The sequence below is a fragment of the Oligoflexus tunisiensis genome (assembly GCF_001748245.1).
GTDB lineage: Bacteria > Bdellovibrionota_B > Oligoflexia > Oligoflexales > Oligoflexaceae > Oligoflexus > Oligoflexus tunisiensis.
Genome location: NZ_BDFO01000001.1, coordinates 6,404,543 through 6,422,219 on the forward strand (window position 1 = coordinate 6,404,543; position 17,677 = coordinate 6,422,219).

Annotated in this window: 17 protein-coding genes; 10 read left to right on the plus strand and 7 right to left on the minus strand. The window is 54.3% G+C overall.

Annotated elements, in window-relative coordinates; all coding sequences use genetic code 11:
- The first annotated feature begins 2 nt into the window (after nt 1–2).
- A complete protein-coding gene (locus OLTU_RS26515) occupies nt 3–293 on the plus strand; it encodes a hypothetical protein (protein WP_141735747.1) in 291 nt (96 codons plus the stop codon).
- Nucleotides 294–326: 33 nt separating this feature from the next.
- On the opposite strand, the gene OLTU_RS32110 is transcribed toward OLTU_RS26515, so the two are convergent.
- Entirely contained in the window at nt 327–494 is a 168-nt protein-coding gene (locus tag OLTU_RS32110; protein ID WP_176736988.1) for a hypothetical protein, read from the minus strand.
- A 252-nt stretch (nt 495–746) separates the two neighbouring features.
- On the opposite strand from OLTU_RS32110, the gene OLTU_RS26520 reads away from it, so the two are divergent.
- Nucleotides 747–1,397, plus strand: a complete 651-nt coding sequence (locus OLTU_RS26520) for a DUF4142 domain-containing protein (protein ID WP_141735748.1) — start codon at nt 747–749, stop codon at nt 1,395–1,397.
- 30 nt (nt 1,398–1,427) lie between these two features.
- Here the strand turns inward: OLTU_RS26520 and OLTU_RS26525 are convergent, their stop codons facing one another.
- Nucleotides 1,428–3,128 (minus strand): outer membrane protein assembly factor BamB family protein, encoded by a 1,701-nt coding sequence (locus OLTU_RS26525; RefSeq protein ID WP_176736989.1) that lies wholly within the window; start codon nt 3,126–3,128, stop codon nt 1,428–1,430.
- Between the two features lie 76 nt (nt 3,129–3,204).
- Between OLTU_RS26525 and OLTU_RS32115 the strand changes: the two genes are divergently transcribed.
- Nucleotides 3,205–3,489: a hypothetical protein gene (locus OLTU_RS32115; protein ID WP_176736990.1), complete on the plus strand. Its 285-nt coding sequence runs from the start codon at nt 3,205–3,207 to the stop codon at nt 3,487–3,489.
- A 41-nt stretch (nt 3,490–3,530) separates the two neighbouring features.
- Here OLTU_RS32115 and OLTU_RS26530 read toward each other — a convergent pair whose 3' ends face one another.
- On the minus strand, nt 3,531–4,208 hold the full coding sequence (locus OLTU_RS26530) for an endonuclease III domain-containing protein (RefSeq protein WP_141735750.1): 678 nt from the start codon (nt 4,206–4,208) through the stop codon (nt 3,531–3,533).
- Between the two features lie 87 nt (nt 4,209–4,295).
- On the opposite strand from OLTU_RS26530, the gene OLTU_RS26535 reads away from it, so the two are divergent.
- From OLTU_RS26535 to OLTU_RS26550, 4 genes are all read left to right on the plus strand, one after another.
- Nucleotides 4,296–4,901, plus strand: a complete 606-nt coding sequence (locus OLTU_RS26535; RefSeq protein ID WP_141735751.1) for a hypothetical protein — start codon at nt 4,296–4,298, stop codon at nt 4,899–4,901.
- A 182-nt stretch (nt 4,902–5,083) separates the two neighbouring features.
- Complete coding sequence (locus OLTU_RS26540) at nt 5,084–7,627, plus strand: ligase-associated DNA damage response DEXH box helicase (protein ID WP_141735752.1); 2,544 nt, start codon at nt 5,084–5,086, stop codon at nt 7,625–7,627.
- Nucleotides 7,540–8,199, plus strand: a complete 660-nt coding sequence (gene pdeM / locus OLTU_RS26545) for a ligase-associated DNA damage response endonuclease PdeM (protein WP_141735753.1) — start codon at nt 7,540–7,542, stop codon at nt 8,197–8,199. Before OLTU_RS26540 ends, pdeM begins: the two co-directional genes overlap by 88 nt.
- An 89-nt stretch (nt 8,200–8,288) precedes the next feature.
- The gene (locus OLTU_RS26550; RefSeq protein ID WP_176736991.1) at nt 8,289–9,449 is read left to right on the plus strand and encodes a DUF1615 family protein; all 1,161 of its coding nucleotides are present in this window, start codon (nt 8,289–8,291) and stop codon (nt 9,447–9,449) included.
- Here OLTU_RS26550 and OLTU_RS32120 read toward each other — a convergent pair whose 3' ends face one another.
- The gene (locus OLTU_RS32120) at nt 9,450–9,935 is read right to left on the minus strand and encodes a GreA/GreB family elongation factor (RefSeq protein ID WP_176736992.1); all 486 of its coding nucleotides are present in this window, start codon (nt 9,933–9,935) and stop codon (nt 9,450–9,452) included.
- Between the two features lie 148 nt (nt 9,936–10,083).
- Here OLTU_RS32120 and OLTU_RS32125 point away from each other — a divergent pair, with 148 nt between their 5' ends.
- The 3 genes from OLTU_RS32125 to OLTU_RS26570 all read left to right on the plus strand — a co-directional run bounded on the left by OLTU_RS32125 (nt 10,084) and on the right by OLTU_RS26570 (nt 12,519).
- On the plus strand, nt 10,084–10,611 hold the full coding sequence (locus OLTU_RS32125; protein ID WP_176736993.1) for a hypothetical protein: 528 nt from the start codon (nt 10,084–10,086) through the stop codon (nt 10,609–10,611).
- Nucleotides 10,601–11,473, plus strand: a complete 873-nt coding sequence (locus tag OLTU_RS26565; RefSeq protein ID WP_176736994.1) for a helix-turn-helix domain-containing protein — start codon at nt 10,601–10,603, stop codon at nt 11,471–11,473. The genes OLTU_RS32125 and OLTU_RS26565 overlap by 11 nt, the downstream gene beginning before the upstream one ends.
- A 140-nt stretch (nt 11,474–11,613) precedes the next feature.
- Nucleotides 11,614–12,519, plus strand: a complete 906-nt coding sequence (locus OLTU_RS26570) for a M48 family metalloprotease (protein ID WP_141735758.1) — start codon at nt 11,614–11,616, stop codon at nt 12,517–12,519.
- Here the strand turns inward: OLTU_RS26570 and OLTU_RS26575 are convergent.
- The 3 genes from OLTU_RS26575 to OLTU_RS26585 form a co-directional block, all read right to left on the minus strand.
- On the minus strand, nt 12,502–15,195 hold the full coding sequence (locus OLTU_RS26575) for a putative PEP-binding protein (RefSeq protein ID WP_141735759.1): 2,694 nt from the start codon (nt 15,193–15,195) through the stop codon (nt 12,502–12,504). The genes OLTU_RS26570 and OLTU_RS26575 overlap by 18 nt on opposite strands.
- A 4-nt stretch (nt 15,196–15,199) precedes the next feature.
- Complete coding sequence (locus OLTU_RS26580; RefSeq protein ID WP_141735760.1) at nt 15,200–16,138, minus strand: hypothetical protein; 939 nt, start codon at nt 16,136–16,138, stop codon at nt 15,200–15,202.
- Nucleotides 16,139–16,304: 166 nt separating this feature from the next.
- Nucleotides 16,305–17,627, minus strand: a complete 1,323-nt coding sequence (locus OLTU_RS26585; protein ID WP_141735761.1) for a hypothetical protein — start codon at nt 17,625–17,627, stop codon at nt 16,305–16,307.
- Between the last annotated feature and the right edge of the window lie 50 nt (nt 17,628–17,677).

Here is a 17,677-nt window from a genome sequence, read left to right on the forward strand (position 1 = left end):
TCATGCTTTGGGCTTTGATGATTATTGCCATGTTCGTCAGCATTCTGGTGGAGCTTGTCTGCTTTTTCGTCTTCAAGGTGAAAAATTTTGCGGTCATATTGGGCCTGCAGTTCCTTGCTTCACTCGGTGCCACCTATGCCACAGCCTATAGCTTTGTTGGAGTCACGGAGGGCATGAGCAATACGTTGATGGCCTGTATCGGCGTCAGCCTTGCGATTGTCGTGCTCTTTGCCGTGATACGTTACTACTTTGGATCCTGGTACAACCGGCGTCCAGGCCCTGGCATCAAATAAGCAGGAATGCGGAGTCCAGGCTCCGCATTTCCTTTAGGATATTCGATTGGGACGACCGTCCTCAAACTCTGCGTATTGTTCCGGCTGTCTTTTTGTATCAAATACTTCGGTATTATCCGGCGGCATCGCGCCGCTGGGAACTATACCCTGCCAGCCGAAACGCCTGAAGAGGGATTCCATCCAATGTGTCAAGCGATTCATGGTGTTCTCCTTCCTTGAACGTGCTCAGAATCCTGCAAAATCCTCTCCACTCTTCACTTTTCAACCCGCGCACAGGAATCTTTGTCGTCAGCTGGATACGTGCTGAAGCGCGGCGGCTACACGTCGAAAACGGAAACATTTTTGTGAAAAAATGGGCTGATGGGAGATCCACCGGATATATTTTAACGAGAAATGCCTTTAGAAAGGTGAGAAGCGTTGAAGGATAAATCCACCACTTTTGAGGAGACTATCATGTCTGTTTTCAAAAAATTCTGCACAGGTCTTTTTGTGTCCCTTCTGAGTCTGACGGCTCAAGCCGCGCAGCCCACGGCACCCGCCGAACCCACTCAACCCGGTGGCGAACCGGAAGTTCAAACCCCTGATCAGGTTCCCTCCGAGACCCAGGTGGACGTCTCGGACACCCGTGAAGTGATTCAAGTGCTTTACGTCAGCAATGCAAAAGAAATCCAAATCGCTGACCTGGTTTATGAAAGAAACCCGGATGAAGGTCTGCAGCGCTATGCGGATGAACTGGCCCGCGATCATGCCTGGATGAATAGAATGATCGAAACACTGGCCAACGTGAAGAGCATCAGCCTGGAGGAAGGCCAGTTTGAAGAAAGCGCTCAGCTCGTGGGAAGCATGATGGATCAGGAAGCCCAAAACCTGGCCCAGAAACCTCAGGAGGAATTCCGTTCAGCCTTCCTCGAAGCCATGATTATGGGCCACCAAAAAACTCTGGAACTCTATAGCCAGATCGAGGCAGGAAATAGCGACGACGCTTTGAAAGCCACCATCGCCATCTCCCGCCAGCTGGTGGAAAAACATCTGGCCGAAGCGCAAAGGCTTCAGGCGGAAGTGGAGCAACCTCAGCAACCCTCACCTGAACAGCCTATTGAATAACCGACGACGTCTGATGGAAGCTGAGTTATCTCAGCAACCATCACCTGAACAAGCTTCTGGATAGGCAAACTTGTAAAGTTTGTTATCTGCAGTTCCTATAGGGTAACCACTACCCCAATAGAGCGCCCCATCAACGATGGATGGGGCCGAATTTATCGAACCCTCTGTTTCATGCTTCCAAAGGATTTGCCCGGTCGCGGCATCCAGCGCATACATCACGCCATCCAATGAACCGCCAAACACCACTCCATTCGCAACCGACAAAGGGCCCATGGCCACCGCCAAAGGATCATGACCAGGAACAGGCATCTGCCAGAGGAGACGTCCGCTCGCAATATCCAGAGCCGCCCACAAACCATTGCGTGTGGTCTGCCCCTGATAAGGTCCGGCGGTCAGCACGATGTCCTTGTGTTCGAAATTGGTGATCTGGACATAAATCCTCTGTCCATCCGTCGCCGAGCCAAACTCATGCCCACCAAAGAGTCCATCAGGACCCACGCGGGTGACCCAGACCACCTCGCCGTCACGATCGGGATCGAAGGCCCAGAAAAGTCCTGTCTTCTGCCCGGCCACCAGAAGGTCCCCGGTTTTATCCTGATACTTCACATTCTTAATCAACATGGGTGCCTGGCCGAAATCAAAGTCGCCGCCGCTGGGCTTCGGACACGCCAGGGTAATGGGATTCAGAGGTATCACCTTGCTGAGACAGGCGAAGTTCCAGGCATCATAACGCAAAACCTTTTGAACCCACCGCACCGCTCCAGTCTTCATGTCCAGAGCCAGGATCGAATCAAAATAATTATCCTTGGGTTCATGCTCCTCATAACAGCGTTCCTCCCGCGCGGGATCATTGTCGGCCTTTTGCAGACAACTTTTCAGAGCCTGCGGCGCATCGTAATTATTCCCGGTAGCCACATAAACAAGGCCACGTTCAGGATCGATGGAGGGTGAACTTCCCCAGATGGATCCGCCGGAAAATTGATCCGTGCGCCCCTGATTGTCCGGAACAGTGTAGGTCTTCCAAAGTATGCGCCCGGTCCGGGCATCCAGCGCCAGCATGCTGCCGCGGAAACTGCAGCAGGCATAAAGGGGCCCGAGCGCACCGGGTATGGCCAGTTCGATGGATGACACCCCCACGTAAACCACCCCGTCATGCACCACAGGTGACTGGGTAATCTGAGCCGCCGGATGCTCTTCGACCACGGTCTTCCAAAGGAGTTTTCCCGTGAAGCGATCGATCCCATACATCGAGGCCCGCGCCTCATGAAACGCCTGCGCCGCGGTCCGGACATTGACCGCATCACCGATGATCAGCATGTCCTCAAAAATCGCCGGGCTGCTGCGCGAGACGATGTTGGCTTTGCTGCCGCTGTAAGAATAAATACTCTGCTCCCAGATTTTCTCGCCTGTATGGCGATCGAGAGCATAGAGCCAGCCGCCATCCTCCTTCGGGTTGATCACGCTGCTCACCGAAAACAAGGGATAGTCGGTGAAGTAAAGCCAGTGGTCCTGTATGGTCGGGAACACATAGACACTACTGCGCGCTTCAAATACCCACTCCGTTTGCAAATTTTTGACGCTGACCGGACTGATGGTTTTCTCGGCGGCCGGAAATTTGCTGTTGGAGATGTCATAGCCCCAGAACGGCCATTGACTCTGGGCTGCGAGGGTTGAACTGAGACAGGTCAGGGACAGGAGCATCGGTCGAACGATGTACGGGAACTTGAACATGGTTTCCTCCATAGTGTGTGTCGGCATCCTCTTTGCAGCAGATATACCAACAGCAACATTATGGAAAGGATCAACCATGGCTACTTCACAAAAGCCTGCCAGTCCGATCGACAATCTTCTGTATGACTTTGTCAGTGTTCTGCACAATAAAGCGGAAGGTCTGGAAGCCTGTGAAAAATACCTGCGTGATGCGGAGCAGCAGAATTCACAGCCCTGCATCGACATGCTCAATCGTGTCATCGAGCAGGATCGGCAGATGGTGATTGAACTCAAGGATCACCTGGCAGACATGCTGCAAAGCAGCGGCAGCAGCAGCACCAGCCAGCGATCGGAAAGGCAGCAGTCCGCCGCTCCTCACTGAGTCCCGATATTTTCCGGAGCGTGGTTCGCCTCGCTTCGGACTCATACTCCGATCTGCGGGCAAATCGGCAGGACAGGACAGGTTGGACAATGCGGCCTGCGTCCGGTGCAGATGTGTTTGCCAAAGGGCATCAGCAGGCGATTGACCTCAATCCAGGTTGCCCTTGGAATTTTTTCTTCGAGAACACGCAAAGTCTTTTCCGGCGTGGTCGTTTGCACGTAGCCCCAGCGATTCATCACCCGATGCACATGAATATCCACGCCGATCTTAGGCTGCCCGCCCACGATGCCTAAAACGAGGTTCGCACACTTGGGACCAATGCCTGGAAGGGCCAGCAGCACCGCTTCCTCACAGGGCAGTACACCCCCGTAGCGCGTCCAGGCCACGCGGGCTATTTCCAGCATGTTGTGCGCCTTCGTTCCGGCAAAGGTGGATTCCTGGATCAGTTCGGTCACCTCTTCCACTGTCAGTTCCAGTAGCCGATCGGGTGTCGGCGCCCGCGTCAAAAGACGTTCGGCGACCGGTATGGTGACCTCATCCAAAGTACGGACCGAGATCATACAGGCCAGAACCTGTTGGAAGGTTGTGTTCCACCCACGTTCCGCCAACTCGAAGAGGGCCGCCTTGGGGAAGGGCTTTACGGCGATCTCCACCAGCTGCAGAGCCTTCTTCAGAGAAAATTTTGCGAGCTTCTCAGATGCTGTATGGGATTGCTCCATGATCGCATTTCCTGATTGCACCATAAATTTTTATGGCTAGAATGGGGTCTCCTTCGCTTGAACCCGAATGGAAAGAGGCAATCAACCATGACGACGCTCGTACTAAAAAATGGCCTTGCTAAAAAGGCTCTCTCCAATGCTGAATTCGTGCTGGGTGACCACCAACTCAAAAGTGGCCGCTACTGGTATAAGGGTTACCAAAACTGCGATCTTATCATTCTGAAAAAAGACAAAGAAACGCATATCCAGACCTCAGGCGGTGTCCGCTTCAACCTCGTGGTGCAGGAGCTGCCCAACGGGGAAGCCAAAGGTCGCGTGACGCTGCTGGGCTGGCTGAAGGAATCTCCCAACGCTCTGCGCATTGTGATGACCATTCTGGAAGATTATGGCAAGAGCGTGCTGCGGCGCCGGCAGAAGCGTCTGGAGATGGAAGAGAAGGCACGTGCGGAAGGCCTGGAAGGACCGCAGTTCCGCGAGCCTTTGGGCACTCATTTCTCGATCAAAATTGATGAGTCCCGGCTTGGGGAAACGGACAAAATTGACGAGGAGGAATCGAATCGCAATTTTGAAACCGCGGTGAAAACTCATTGGTATCACCAGAACTTTGTTTCCTTCTGCAAAAAGCTCGGCGTGAAGTGCTACTACCGCAGCGTCCAGGGACTATTACCCGATTCTCATTTCGTTGAGGTATGATCGACCGCAGATGCGGGAGGTCGATGTGTCGGTATCAGTGTTAGTGAAGCTTGCCCCGCGAGGACTTCAGAGTCCTCCGGGGGATTTCACCTGTCCTTAATCGCATTGACACCTCCACAGACCAGGCTTATTCTCGCAGCTGAATGAAGCGGATACCTTCGAACGGGCCCGGGAGTTGATCGATGGCCGTACGCAGGACCTCTCATAATCCTGAAGCCAGGCTTTGGACACGCACCGAAGGTGAGTCCTGGCGTGAGCAGTGGTTTGCCACCCAAAACTGGACGCCTTTGCCTCATCAAAGACAGACCTGGGAGGCCATTCAAAAGCGTGAAAATGGGCTTTTGGAATTGCCGACCGGCAGCGGGAAGACCTATGCCGTGCTCTTTGGTTTTCTACCGGAACTCGGTGATGGGCAGCGCGGTCTGCGGCTCCTCTATATCTCTCCTTTAAAAGCCCTGGCGCGTGATGTGGAGCAGGCCCTGCACAAACCCTGTGTGGATCTCGGTCTGCATCTGCGCGTGGAAACCAGGACCGGTGATACCACCGCCGCCCGACGCCGGCAGCAGAAAATGCAGCTGCCGGAAATTTTGATCACCACTCCCGAATCACTCGCTCTGCTTTTAACCCAGGACAATACCGCCTCGCTGTTTGGCAGCCTGCGAGGCATTATCATCGATGAATGGCATGAACTTCTTTCCAGTAAAAGGGGTTCGCTGCTCGAACTTTCCCTCAGCCGGGTGCGGGGTCTTTGTCCCGACGCGCAGACCTGGGCGCTTAGCGCGACCCTGCCCAATCACGAGGAGGCCGCGCTGGCCGCCTGTGGCATGGGTTCGCAGCCTCTTTTGATCACCGGCCTTCCCCCCCGTACCATTCGGATGCAAACACTGCTGCCCAAGGGTGAGGATCGTCTTCCCGGGGCGGGGCATCTCGGTCTCCGCATGTTGCCGCAGGTGGCGGAGATTTTGGATCCGGCGTTTTCCACACTCATCTTTACCAATACAAGGTCGCAGGCGGAACGCTGGCACGAGGGTCTGCTCATGATACGCCCCGAGTGGGAGGATCGTCTGGCCTTGCATCATGGTTCCCTGGATCCAGAGACGCGGGAGCAGGTGGAACGCGGCGTCAAGGAAGGACTCATTCGTTTTGTGGTGTGCACGTCATCGTTGGATCTTGGTGTGGATTTTCCGGAAGTCGATCGCGTGATGCAGATCGGTTCCCCAAAATCCATCAGTCGTCTGATTCAGCGCGCCGGACGTTCCGCCCATGCCCCGGGTCGGGATTCGGAATTGCTTTTGGTGGCGACCCATAATCTGGAACTGATCGAATTCGCCGCCTGTCGCCGGGCCCTGCAGGCGGGATTCATCGAACCCAGAAAACCGCGGGAGCAGCCTCTGGATGTGTTGATCCAGCATGTGGTGAGCTGTGCGATGGGCGGAGGTTTTCAGGCCGATGCGCTTTATGATGAAGTCCGCCAGGCCTATGGTTTCCGGGCCCTGGAGCGCGAGGACTTCGACTGGGTGCTGCGTTTTGTGGTGGAAGGCGGCGAGGTGCTGAAGGCCTATCCTCAATACTGTCGTGTGGTGCTGGAGGACGACACATTCATCGTCAAGGATCGCCGCATCATGCAAAGGCATCGGCAGAATATTGGAACCATCCTCTCCGATTCCAGCATGATTGTGAAACTGGGGCGTCGCACTCTCGGTTCGATCGAGGAAGGTTTCGCGGCCCGTCTGCATAAGGGAGATCGTTTTCTTTATGCCGGCCGTTGGATGGAAGTTGTCAGCATTGCCGATCTCACCGTTTTCACAAGGCTCAGCAAAAAAGCAGGAGAGGGCCTGATTCCCAGCTGGTTTGGGCAAAGGCTGCCCTGGTCACCGCTGCTCAGTCCGTTTATGCGCGAAGTCGTGGAAGAGCTGGCGCGTACCGAGGATCTCAGCGAGGATCCGGACCTGTCCGCCCTGGACGCTGTGCGTCAAACGCAAAAAAGGATTTCGGCCTGGCCGGAGGCGCGGGAAATCCTCGCGGAAATCACGACAAGCCGTGAGGGCCAGCATTTCTTTCTGTTCCCCTTTGAAGGCCAGTCCGTGCATGAAAGTCTTGGCATGCTGCTCGTCTATCGCATGAGCCGGGTGCTGGCTGCGACCTTTTCCCTGGCGAGCAATGACTATGGACTGGAAATCGTCTGTTCCATTCCAGTGGAATGGAAGCACGATCTGATCAGCGGGCTCTTAAGCCCGGAAAACATGTATCAGGATCTGGAGTCCGCTCTGAATCATACGGAACTTGCACGGCGTAAATTCCGTGGCATCGCGCGCGTGGCCGGTCTCGTGCATCAAAATCTGCCGGGTCGTCGGCATAGTCAAAGACAGCTGCAAAGCAGCAGCGGACTTTTGTTTGATGTGCTCAGGCGTTTTGATCCGGGGAATCTTCTCGTCAGGCAGGCGGAACTTGAGGTGATGGAGGAGCAGTTCAACTGCGAGGGCCTCCATCAGGTTCTTTTGAAGCTGCAGAACACGCCCCTTCATTTTGAGCACACCCGCACCTTTTCCCCGCTCGCCTTTCCTCTTTATATGGAACGGGTCAGCGCGCAGATTTCCTCGGAGCAACTGGCCGATCGCATCGAAAGGATCAAAAATTCATGGAAACAGTCGAGCGGGAAATCCGTGGCGAGATCTTCGCGTTCCTCCCCGAAAAGGCCGTCCACTGGCCTCGGCGACGAACACTGATGGTCGCCGATCTGCACTGGGGCAAGGCTGAGATTTTTCAAATGGCCGGCATTCCGGTCAGCAGTGCGATTCTGCATGAGGATTTGCAGCGGCTGAAGTTCCTGGTCGACACCCTGCATATCGAACGGCTTGTGCTGCTCGGTGATCTGATGCACGGCGCCGAGGGTCTCACACCCGACGTGGATGCAGCGGTGCGCAGCTGGCGGCGATCCCTTTCCACCGAAATTCTTTTTATTCGCGGCAATCATGATCGCCATTTCACTCTGCCTCCCGCGTGGGAGATGGAGGTGGCCACCGAACCCTATGCCGATGGCCCCTTTCTCTTCCGTCATCATCCGGAATCCGAGCCGTCCACCTTTACCTGGTGCGGGCATCTGCACCCTGTTGTTCATGTCGGCTCACGCAAGGAACGCATGCGTTTGCCCTGCTTTTGGCTGCAGGCGGATTGCGGCGTTCTGCCTTCCTTTGGTTCCTTCACCGGTGGGGCTCCGATCCGTCCCGGGCGGCAGGACAGCATCCTCGCCATTACCGGGCCGGCGGTCTTTTGTCTGCAAAATGCCGCGGCTCATTAAAAAATTCGTTGTCTCTGGAGCCCGCCTGGGGTCAGATGGGGGAGGTTTTTGAGCCGCGACCCTGTGGAATGGACCAGAGAAAGACAATTATGCGTAACATCCATGCCTTCCTCGCCATTATCCTGTTATCTGTCCACCTCTTGAGCTGTGTGTCCCCCAGCCCTGATGGGCTCATCGAGCCCACGACGCCTGAACTGACAACGGAGAACATCGTGCAACGGATTCCGGCCCATGTGCCGGATCGGGTGGGCTGGGCGGATGATATTGCTTTCGCCATTCGTGCGATCGATCGGGAGCTGACGGCGGAACGTGTCTGTGCCGTTATTGCTGTGATTGAACAGGAATCCGGCTATCAGACCGATCCCGTGGTGCCCAACCTTCCCCAAATCGTCCGCGAAGGTTTGCGAAAAAAATTCGCAAAACTGGGTCCACTTGCCGAACCGGCTCTGAATACGCTTCTGTCGGGCAAGGCGCCGGGCAGCTCGCAAACTTTTCATCAGCGCATCAATAAACTGCGCACCGAACGCGATCTCGATCGCTTTTTCCGTGATATGGCCAACGCCTATCGGGAACGCATGCCGGGTCCCTATGCCATCGCCTCGGGCCTTTCCCTGATCCTGGGCAAGGGCTCGCTGCAAAACCTGAATCCCGTGACGACGGCCGGATCCATGCAGGTGAAAATTTCGTATGCGCGTGATCTTGAGGACCTGAAGTCCATGACCGACGAGCAGCTGCGCGAGTATCTTTACACGCGCATGGGCGGCATTCGTGTGGGCACGGCGCGCCTTATCGATTATCCGGCTTCCTATGATGACCTTATCTATCGCTTTGCCGACTTCAATGTAGGGATGTATGCCTCACGCAATGCTGCGTTTCAGGCCATGCTGAGCGATCTCACCGGACGAAAACTCGCCCTGGACGGGGATCTTCTTGTTTATGACGAGGACGGTGAACCGAAAGATATCGATTCGGAAAGCCTCAAGGCCATGCTCGCCTTTGGTGAAAAACATGATGTTTCAGCCTGGACCATCCGCCGTGATGCGCGGAAGGAAAAAAGCGCGGATTTTGAAGACACGGAGACCTGGGAAAAGGTACGCGAAGTCTGGGAGGCCAAAAAAAGGCGCAAGCCTCCCTATGCTCGGGTACCCGATGTGGAACTGGTCTCACCGAAACTCGCGCGTAACCGTTCCACGTCCTGGTTTGCCAATCGGGTCAAGCAGCGTTATCAAAGCTGTCGTGCCCGGGGCTGATCACAGAATATGGATGATGTCATATTCCTTGCGGCTGGCATCGGTTTTCACGGTCACCGTATCACCGACCGTTTTGTTCATCAGCGCCTGGCCGAGCGGCGCCTGAGGCGTCAGAACCAAAACCGGTCGCCCCTCCCATTGCAGGGTGAAACCGGCGCCCAGAGGCAAAATAAAATAGAGGGAAGGACGTCCGTCCTGCTCCAGTTCCACGAGTGCCGTGGGGGCGATGCGATCCTGCTCGGTGAAATTCCGGATCACCATGGTCTGAAGCAGCGTGAGCATGGCTTTCAGTTCCTGCAGCCGTTCGCGCTGGGCACCCGCCAGATACGAGGCTTCCAGCCCGCGCGTATCATATTTATTTTCCGGTTTGCTTTCCGGATGGGTGGCGGCTTCCGAGGCGCTGTCCAGCGATTTTTGCAGCACCTGAATTTCCTCTTCGATCAGAGGCATCAGTTGTTCCACGAGCCGGGTTTTCTGCTTGGACATTGGCCTCTCCCATGTGAAAGGTGAATTTTTACAGGATCGCGTCGGTTCTGTCCATGGCATCACTTTGGCTGAAGTGGGAACTTTGACGGTGCTAGCGTCCCTTGCAAAATTGCGGTAAACATTCTGAAAGCGCGGAGGAAGGAAAGGAATGAACCACGTAAAGTTTGGGCTGGGCTTTGTCCTGATATTGGCCATGATCCTGGCCGCTTCATCCATATTCTTTGGCGGCCGCGAGGAACCGGAGCCACCTGAGATGTCGGAGATCCTGGAGGGGCAGCAGCCGGAGCCGGTCAGCAAAACCCAGGCGCAGGAAGTGGAATCCATCGCCACGGAACGCGGCATCAGTGAGCAAAGCCTTGATGGTGAACTGAACACGACGATCACAGAAGAAGAGGTCGAGGAACCCGAGAGCAACCTCGAAAGCGTTTTCATGAACCTGACGCAGGAAATGGCCCGACGCGGCTATGCCCAGGGCCTGAGTGAATGCATCGAAGGTCAATTCCGGGAGAATCAGGGCATCGAAAATCCCAAGGACCTGGACGCCATGCTGCAAACCTGTGAGGGGGAATTCAAAGTGGGACCTCAGCAACGCCAACAGATCCGTGATGTGGTGCTGCAGGCCATTGCAAAGGCTCAAAACAGACCGGAGGACTTGGATAAAACCAGTGTCCATTAGGAAACCTGATCGCAGCCTGCAATTGAGCCTCCATGGCATGGGGGCATTCGCCTTGCTGCCCAGCAAGGTGGAAATGATTCGGGTCAACGATCTGGAAACCCGGCTCCATCCCAGGATTCCCTTCCCTCATAAACATAGCTTTTTTCAGTTGGTCGTTATTCAGCAAGGTCAGGGCTGGCACGAGATCGATTTCAATAGACATGAGGTTGAGGCGGGCCTGATTTTCAATGTGAAGCCCGGTCAGGTTCATGCCTGGGAATTGAGTTCGGACACCAGGGGTTTTCTGGTGGAATTTGAATTCAGCGCCATCCGAAAGGTGCAGGCTCCCGACGATCACATGGCCCGAATCTACGCTATTCCTGACGTTTTGCGCCCGAGCGATGATCAGTTCGAAAGCGTCCTGCATCTTTGCCGTGACATGATACGGGAGCAGAAAGAGCGCCATCGGGAGTGGGAAAACATTCTGCAGCTCAGGCTTCTCACCTTCATCTTTCTCATCTTTCGATTTTCTCCGGCGCAAGCCATTGCCGTCGAGACGAGCGGAGTCATTCATAATTTTTTTGATCTGGTGAATACTTTCTACGTCCGGCATCACAACATCGAATTTTATGCTGAGAAATTGGGACTGACACCCAAAGCTTTGACCATGCGTGTGACCCGGGCCTGTGGTTTTCCGCCCAAGAAGATCATCCAGGATCGCTGTCTTCTGGAAGCAAAACGCCTTCTGGCTTATTCCTCCTTGCCAAACAGCGCTGTCGCAGCCAAGGTCGGCTTTACGGATCCCAATTATTTCGCGCGACTGTTTCGGACCAAAATCGGCATGACGCCCAGCGAGTTTCGATTGAGCCAACAGGAGCCCTAGCACAAATTTCCCACTTTCCAGCAATAATGTAACATTTTGATAATGTTTATCTTTTTTGTTTTCATGACTCGGAATCTGACGTAAAAATCAGATATCTGTGAATTCTGTCACGTTCGATACCGCTGACAGGTGGAGATCCCATGTTACGAAAGATTCTTGCTCCGGCCCTGACATTTGCCGGAATCATGTTCATGTTCTTCTTTTGGTATAAAGTCATCCCGCTGGAAGCCCGGTTTGTGGAATGGCAACGCGATCCTTGGAAAGTGTGGCAGATGATGGCCGGATGGGCTGTCGTCGGAGGCTTGAGCTGTTTCCTGATGGCTCGGCACATCGCCGACTGGGCCATGAAAGTCGATCTCCTCACGCCCGAACACAGTGATCCGGATCTGGAAAAAGCGAAGCTGGCTCTCGATCAGGCGCAGGAACGCCTCAAACTGGTCAGGACGCCTGAGCTTGGGATTTTTAATGGCGAAGAGATCAACGCTTATATCGTGGGGCCGCGGCTGCAGAACAGCACGCTGGCGCTATCGCGAGGTGCTGTCCAGAAGCTCAGTCTGGAGGAACTGGAGATCCTGATCAGTCGCGAGCTTCTGCATCACAGGAGCGGTGACTTGCGAGCCCTGGCCCTCATGCAGGGAATGCTGTTTGCGTTTACGCTTTATGTTGCCAGAATGCTGGCTTTTCTATTGGGTACGAGCCTGCGGCAGACTGAGGAGGAACAGACATCGTCGCAAGGCGTTGAGATGGTCGTGACCTGTGCTTTGCTTGTGGTGCTGACGCTTCCAGGCGCGGTTGTGTTCTGGCTGTTCAGTCGCTCGAGTGCTTTGCGGGCGGATGAGGCGGTTGTTGGGGTTTTTGGCAGGTCAGCGTATGCGACTTTTCTGTCGAACCTTACGCCTCATCATCCCCCGCGTTCCGAGATTTTTTCGGATGTGTTCAAGTTGCAGAGCCAGACGTTTCCCAGGTGGCTGCGCGGGCTGTCGCTGCAACCGGCTTTGGACTCACGGATGAGGCTGGTGCAGGGCCTTTCAGACAAGACCCTTTAAAACCTTCTGCACCATCGCGGCCCGTAGAGGCAGCACCCGATAGGGAGAGCAGCTCAGGTAGTTGATGCCGTTTTCCAGGCAGAAATCTATGGTATCCGGATCCGCTCCCTGTTCGCCGCAAATGCCGAATGATGTATCGCGTCTGACAAAGCGTCCTCGATGGACAGCGAGCTCAATCAGCTCCTTGACCGCAGGGTTCAGTCTTTCGAAGGGCAGATCAGGAAAGATCCCTTCCTCAACGTAGAGAGGAAGATACTTCATGCAATCATCACGGGAAATGCCAAGGGCCGTCTGAGTCAGATCATTGGTGCCAAACGCGATGAAATCGCTCATCGGTGTAATCTGCTGGGCCTGCACTGCGGCCGAAGGCAATTCCACCATGGTCCCTGCCCGGATTGGCACGCGGTCCTCATAAGAAAGTCCGAGCTCCTGCCGGATGTCCTCATCGAGTTTAAAGACCCGGGCCCGCATCCTGGCCAATTCCCGAGGACTGCTCACAAGAGGGAACATGATGCCCGGAGCTACGGCTTTGCCATCACTCTGAACGCGATAGGCAGCCCGGAGGATCGCACGAATCTGCATGTCATAGATTTCCGGCCTTAGAATTCCAAAGCGGCAGGCACGGAGACCGAGCATGGGGTTCGATTCATGAAATGTGGCGGTTTTGGCTTTGATCTGTTCCTTGGTCAGCCCTGGTACGTCCTGCAGCGATTGGAAAAGGTCAGCAAACTCAGCCTCATTATGCGGCATCAGCTCGTGAAGCGGCATATCCATCAGGCGAATATTGGCTTCGCGTCCATTCAGAACCGTGAAGATATCGCGAAACCCGGTCTCCTGCATCGCTTCCAAACGGCGCAGACTGCCTTCATAGGCGGCAGGATCATCAAGGAGAATAATGCGACGGATTTCCCTCAGGGCTTCAGGCTGGATCAGCATATTCTCGGTTCGGCAAAGCCCAACGGCTGCGGCTCCGAAAAGCAGGCCAACTTCGGCGTCTTTGGCTTTATTGATGTTGACGCGAACTTCCAAAGGCACCTTCTTTTCCTGCAGAACGCGGGAGAAGAGCTTCGCGGTCAGCTTGATAACCGTTTGCTGATCCGCGTTGTTGGCCAGTTCACCGCGTCCAAAATAAAGGCGGCCTTCGTCCGTGGCTTCCATGGTCATCAAGGTCCCGGGAGTGATTTCCCGCTGATTGATCTGAACCACATTGCGCGCATGATCGACGTTCAGGCCCTCAAAACCGACAATGCAGGGAATGCCATTGGCTCTGGCAACCACAGCCGCATGGGACGAGGTCCCTCCTTTGCGGGTGATCAAACCTCTGATGACATCCAGACCAGCCGTATCCTTGATCAGAAGCTCATCCGTAATAAGGATAACGCTGGCATCCTGTCCTTCGCTTTTGGCTTTTTCATGCCACGCGACCGCATCCTTGGTATTGAAAAACACGTGACCCGCAACGGTTCCAGGCGATACCGTCAACCCTCTCGATTGGCAGCTTTCCAGCTCGACTCTCGATTTTTCGCTGAGGCTGTCGTGGAGCAGGACCTCGACATCCTGCGGGTCAATGCGCAAGGCCGCCTCTTCAGGGCTCAGCATGCCTTCCGTATAGAGCGTAAGCGTCGACATCAGATTCGCTTTGGGACTCAAGTCAGCCTTGTTGAAATCAACAAAGTAGACCTGACCTTCGGCATTGGAAACGAAATGGGCCTCCACATCGTAGCCGAGCGTCTTCACAACTTTGGGCAAAATACCTTTGATGGTGTGCAAGGAGTCGGGAGCAAACTTCTCCAGCGTCATCTCATTCTGATCAGGCCGCTGGCTTTGGCTGATCAGCGTGGCCTTCTGCTGCAAGGCTCCGGCTGTATAAGTTCCGTAAACCACATTTTCCCCGGAAAAGGGATGGCGGCTGAAGGCCACGCCTTCGGAGGATTTGCCGAAGACGGTGCAGTCGATATGAGCGACGAGGAAGATCTCCCTGGCTGTCGTCTCGTTGGCGAAGCAAAACGCCCGGAGAGCTTCGACCAGCTGAATTTCCTTCTGAGCTGGAAAGGGTTTCTTTGACTGCTGGCTGGCCGCACGGTAATACCGCATCACGAAGTCGCCGAAGCTTTCCTCGCTGACCTTCATCAGGTCATCTTCACCCGTTTCCCGATCCCACTTCATGTTGAACATTTCTCTGAAGTTGAGACTCAGGCCCTGCACAATCGCAGTATAGCTTTCCATCATATCGACAAACATGGTCAAGGCCTTTTGTTTGCCGAAGAAATGGATGAGGCTTGCCAGGTTCTCGAGGCTGCATCCAAGGTTGCGCACCTGGTTGCCATAGTTGTCCTCGACGGTGATGAAGAGAGGAGCTTCTTTGCTGCCGAATTCCCTTTGGGTCAGGGCTTCATAGCGATCCAGGACGGCGCTGAGTTCGATGAAGAAATTCTGCTGAGGAGTTTTCCGCAGATGCTTCACAGTATTGGGCGTTACAAAACTGCGTGGGATCATCGGAACGTCGTTGTAAAGCAATTCGCTGATCTGCTTCAACCGACCAAATTTACGACCTTTGGCCGCTTCCATGTAGTCCTTGAGATAATCTTTGGGAGTCCCATGATCCAGAGCCCAAAAGAAGGTTCCAATGACATCGAGCCCAGCGTGAACCAAACTATCCAATTTCAGCTGTGACATGTCATCACCCTACCTTGTCCATCTGAGTATATTTATTGGTGGCCTGTGCCAGTTCCTTGACAAAGTCTTCATGGGGTGGCTGGGGCCCGAAGAATTCATAGCGAATGGTCTCACCGTTTCGGATGCTCGCGGCCCAAATGGAATCGGAATTGACCGTAACTTTTTCGATATTCTCGCGTATGACCGTCATCGTCACCTGGCCAGGGTATTGCCGAATGACTCTGGCGATAAGATTGGCATTGCCAGCATGCACGAAGGTATCCAGCTTATTGACTTTGACGTCGAAGCTGTACACGGGTGTGGTCATGTCGATGCTGACGCCATTGGAGCGGTTGTGGACGTTCTGGCGAGTTCTCGCGGCCTTCTGTTCGGGCTTGAACTCAGGTTTCTCGTCGGGAATGAACTGGACCGCATCCAGCAGTTCGATGACGCGCTCGAGCGCCGACGATTCCTGGGCCAACGTGCCTTCACCTTTGACTGTCTTCAGATAGACCGAAACCAGAGTTCCAGCCGGCAGGTCCTGCATTCTTTCCCAATCGCTCCGGCTCGCTGCATTGATCAACCGGACATCGAAGCGACCGTCGTCATCCACTATGGTGCAAACCAGGGTGATCTGGAACTGCTTCCAGCCACCGAGCGCACGATAGAGATAGGATCCACGATGGGCACGTATCCCTTTGTTGAGCACGCTACTGGCCTGCGTCTGATCCTGAAGTGAATAGTTGGCAATCGCCAGGAGAGCCTGCGGCAGCTGCTTGTCAAATAGCGAGACCAGACTTTTGCGATTCTGTGGGTCATTGACGATATCGCCAAGACTGAGGCCTTGCTTGATGCCTTCGCAGCAACGGCTAATCTTTTGAAGGCCAGCGATGAGTTTATTCAGATCGTCGGTGGTCTTTGCGTATTTGAAGAGCGTTTCCAGCGAGCAGAATAGTGCTGACATGCCAGCCTCACTATATCGAAGGGTAACCAAGTCAAACGCAGTGCCTGAGTTTTAGAATGGAGGACCTATCCTCAACCCTATTATAAGGGTTCAGTCCAGAGAATACCAGGAAGAGCCTTCGCTCTTCCTACTGAGTGCCAAATCTTTGACGGTGAGACCTGAGCGGTCAGGAAGCCTTGGGCTTCTTGAGGTCGTCTTTCATGATCACGCGGCGACTCTTACCCTGAGCCCTGGTTTCCTTGCGCTTCGGCGCGTCGCCGTATTCACGAGCTTTGGCTGAATACTCGGTATTGAGCTGCTCATCCATGCTCTTATCCACGGCTATGTTGGACAAGGAGAGGATGAATTTGGTCATGATAACCTGCATCTTGTCTTTGGTAATATTATAGTCTTTCATCGTATTCGCATGGATGGAGAAGAGGATGCCGGTATCGACTTCCCGCGGATCCGGATGGGTACCGATGAAGAACTCGCGATCCGCCTCGAGGAAATCAGCCTGCTCCTTGAAGAAATCCCGGTTTTTCCGGTTCACCAGCAGGCCCTTTTCTTTCTTCCTGAGGTCGTTGATCTTTTTATCGAACTCAGCAATTTTACGCGTATACTCCTGAATCATTTTCTCCTTGGCCTGGTCGTTGACGTAGCGCATGGAGAAGGAGAAGTATTCGTCAGGTGCTTCCTCGCCCTCACAGAGGAGGTATTGGCTCATGGTAAAATCAAGAGCATTTTTATCGTTTTTAACGTACTTTGGCTTCATGCCGGTATTGGAGACGATCTCCGAAAGATTGTTGACCGCAAAGTCCCAGGAGTAACGCTGAAGGGTCCGCCCATCCTCGGTCTCCATGGTGCCGGATTCCTCGTTCAGCGGATGGCTGAGTTCGTGATCCGAGAGGTTGACCGTGAAGATGACTCGCTCCCGGTGTGGGTTGCGGGCATCTTCCTGCTCCAGGTAAACCACCGCGCTACGGGAAAGTGAGGCTTTGATCTGACGGTTAAAGCCACCGACGCCCCTCAGCAGCGTATTGATCTCGTCGACCCGCTGCTGGATGGTTTTGGTCATCGAAGATTTGGTGTGCTGCAGACCGCTGACAAACGCGTTCTCCACACCACACATGTTCAAATATTCGTACATCAACGGCCCGATGTGGCCTGGCTTATGGTGAGGCTTGGCTCCCTCCAGTTCGCACTTATGCTCATAGATGGCCCGGTTGATCACCCGCTCGATGCTTTCCTTCTCCACTTCCTTATAGGTCTGGGTCAGGAATTCGGCCAGGGCTCGCTTGTTCTCAGGATATTTGAGATATTCGATGAGCTTCGAAGTGTCTTCACGGTATTTGTCAGGCGTCGAGTGCGAAGGATCGTGATAGTAATCCTCGTCATACTCTTCACCTTGCGCTGGCGCGCTCTTTTGCGATTGCTCAGGAGCAGGAGCATTGCCTTCGCTTTTACTCTGATCATCATCCAGGTTAAAACGCTTTTTGTTCTCAGTCACGTCACATACTCCTTAAAACTAAAGACTTTGCGGAAGCATGGCTCCTGTAC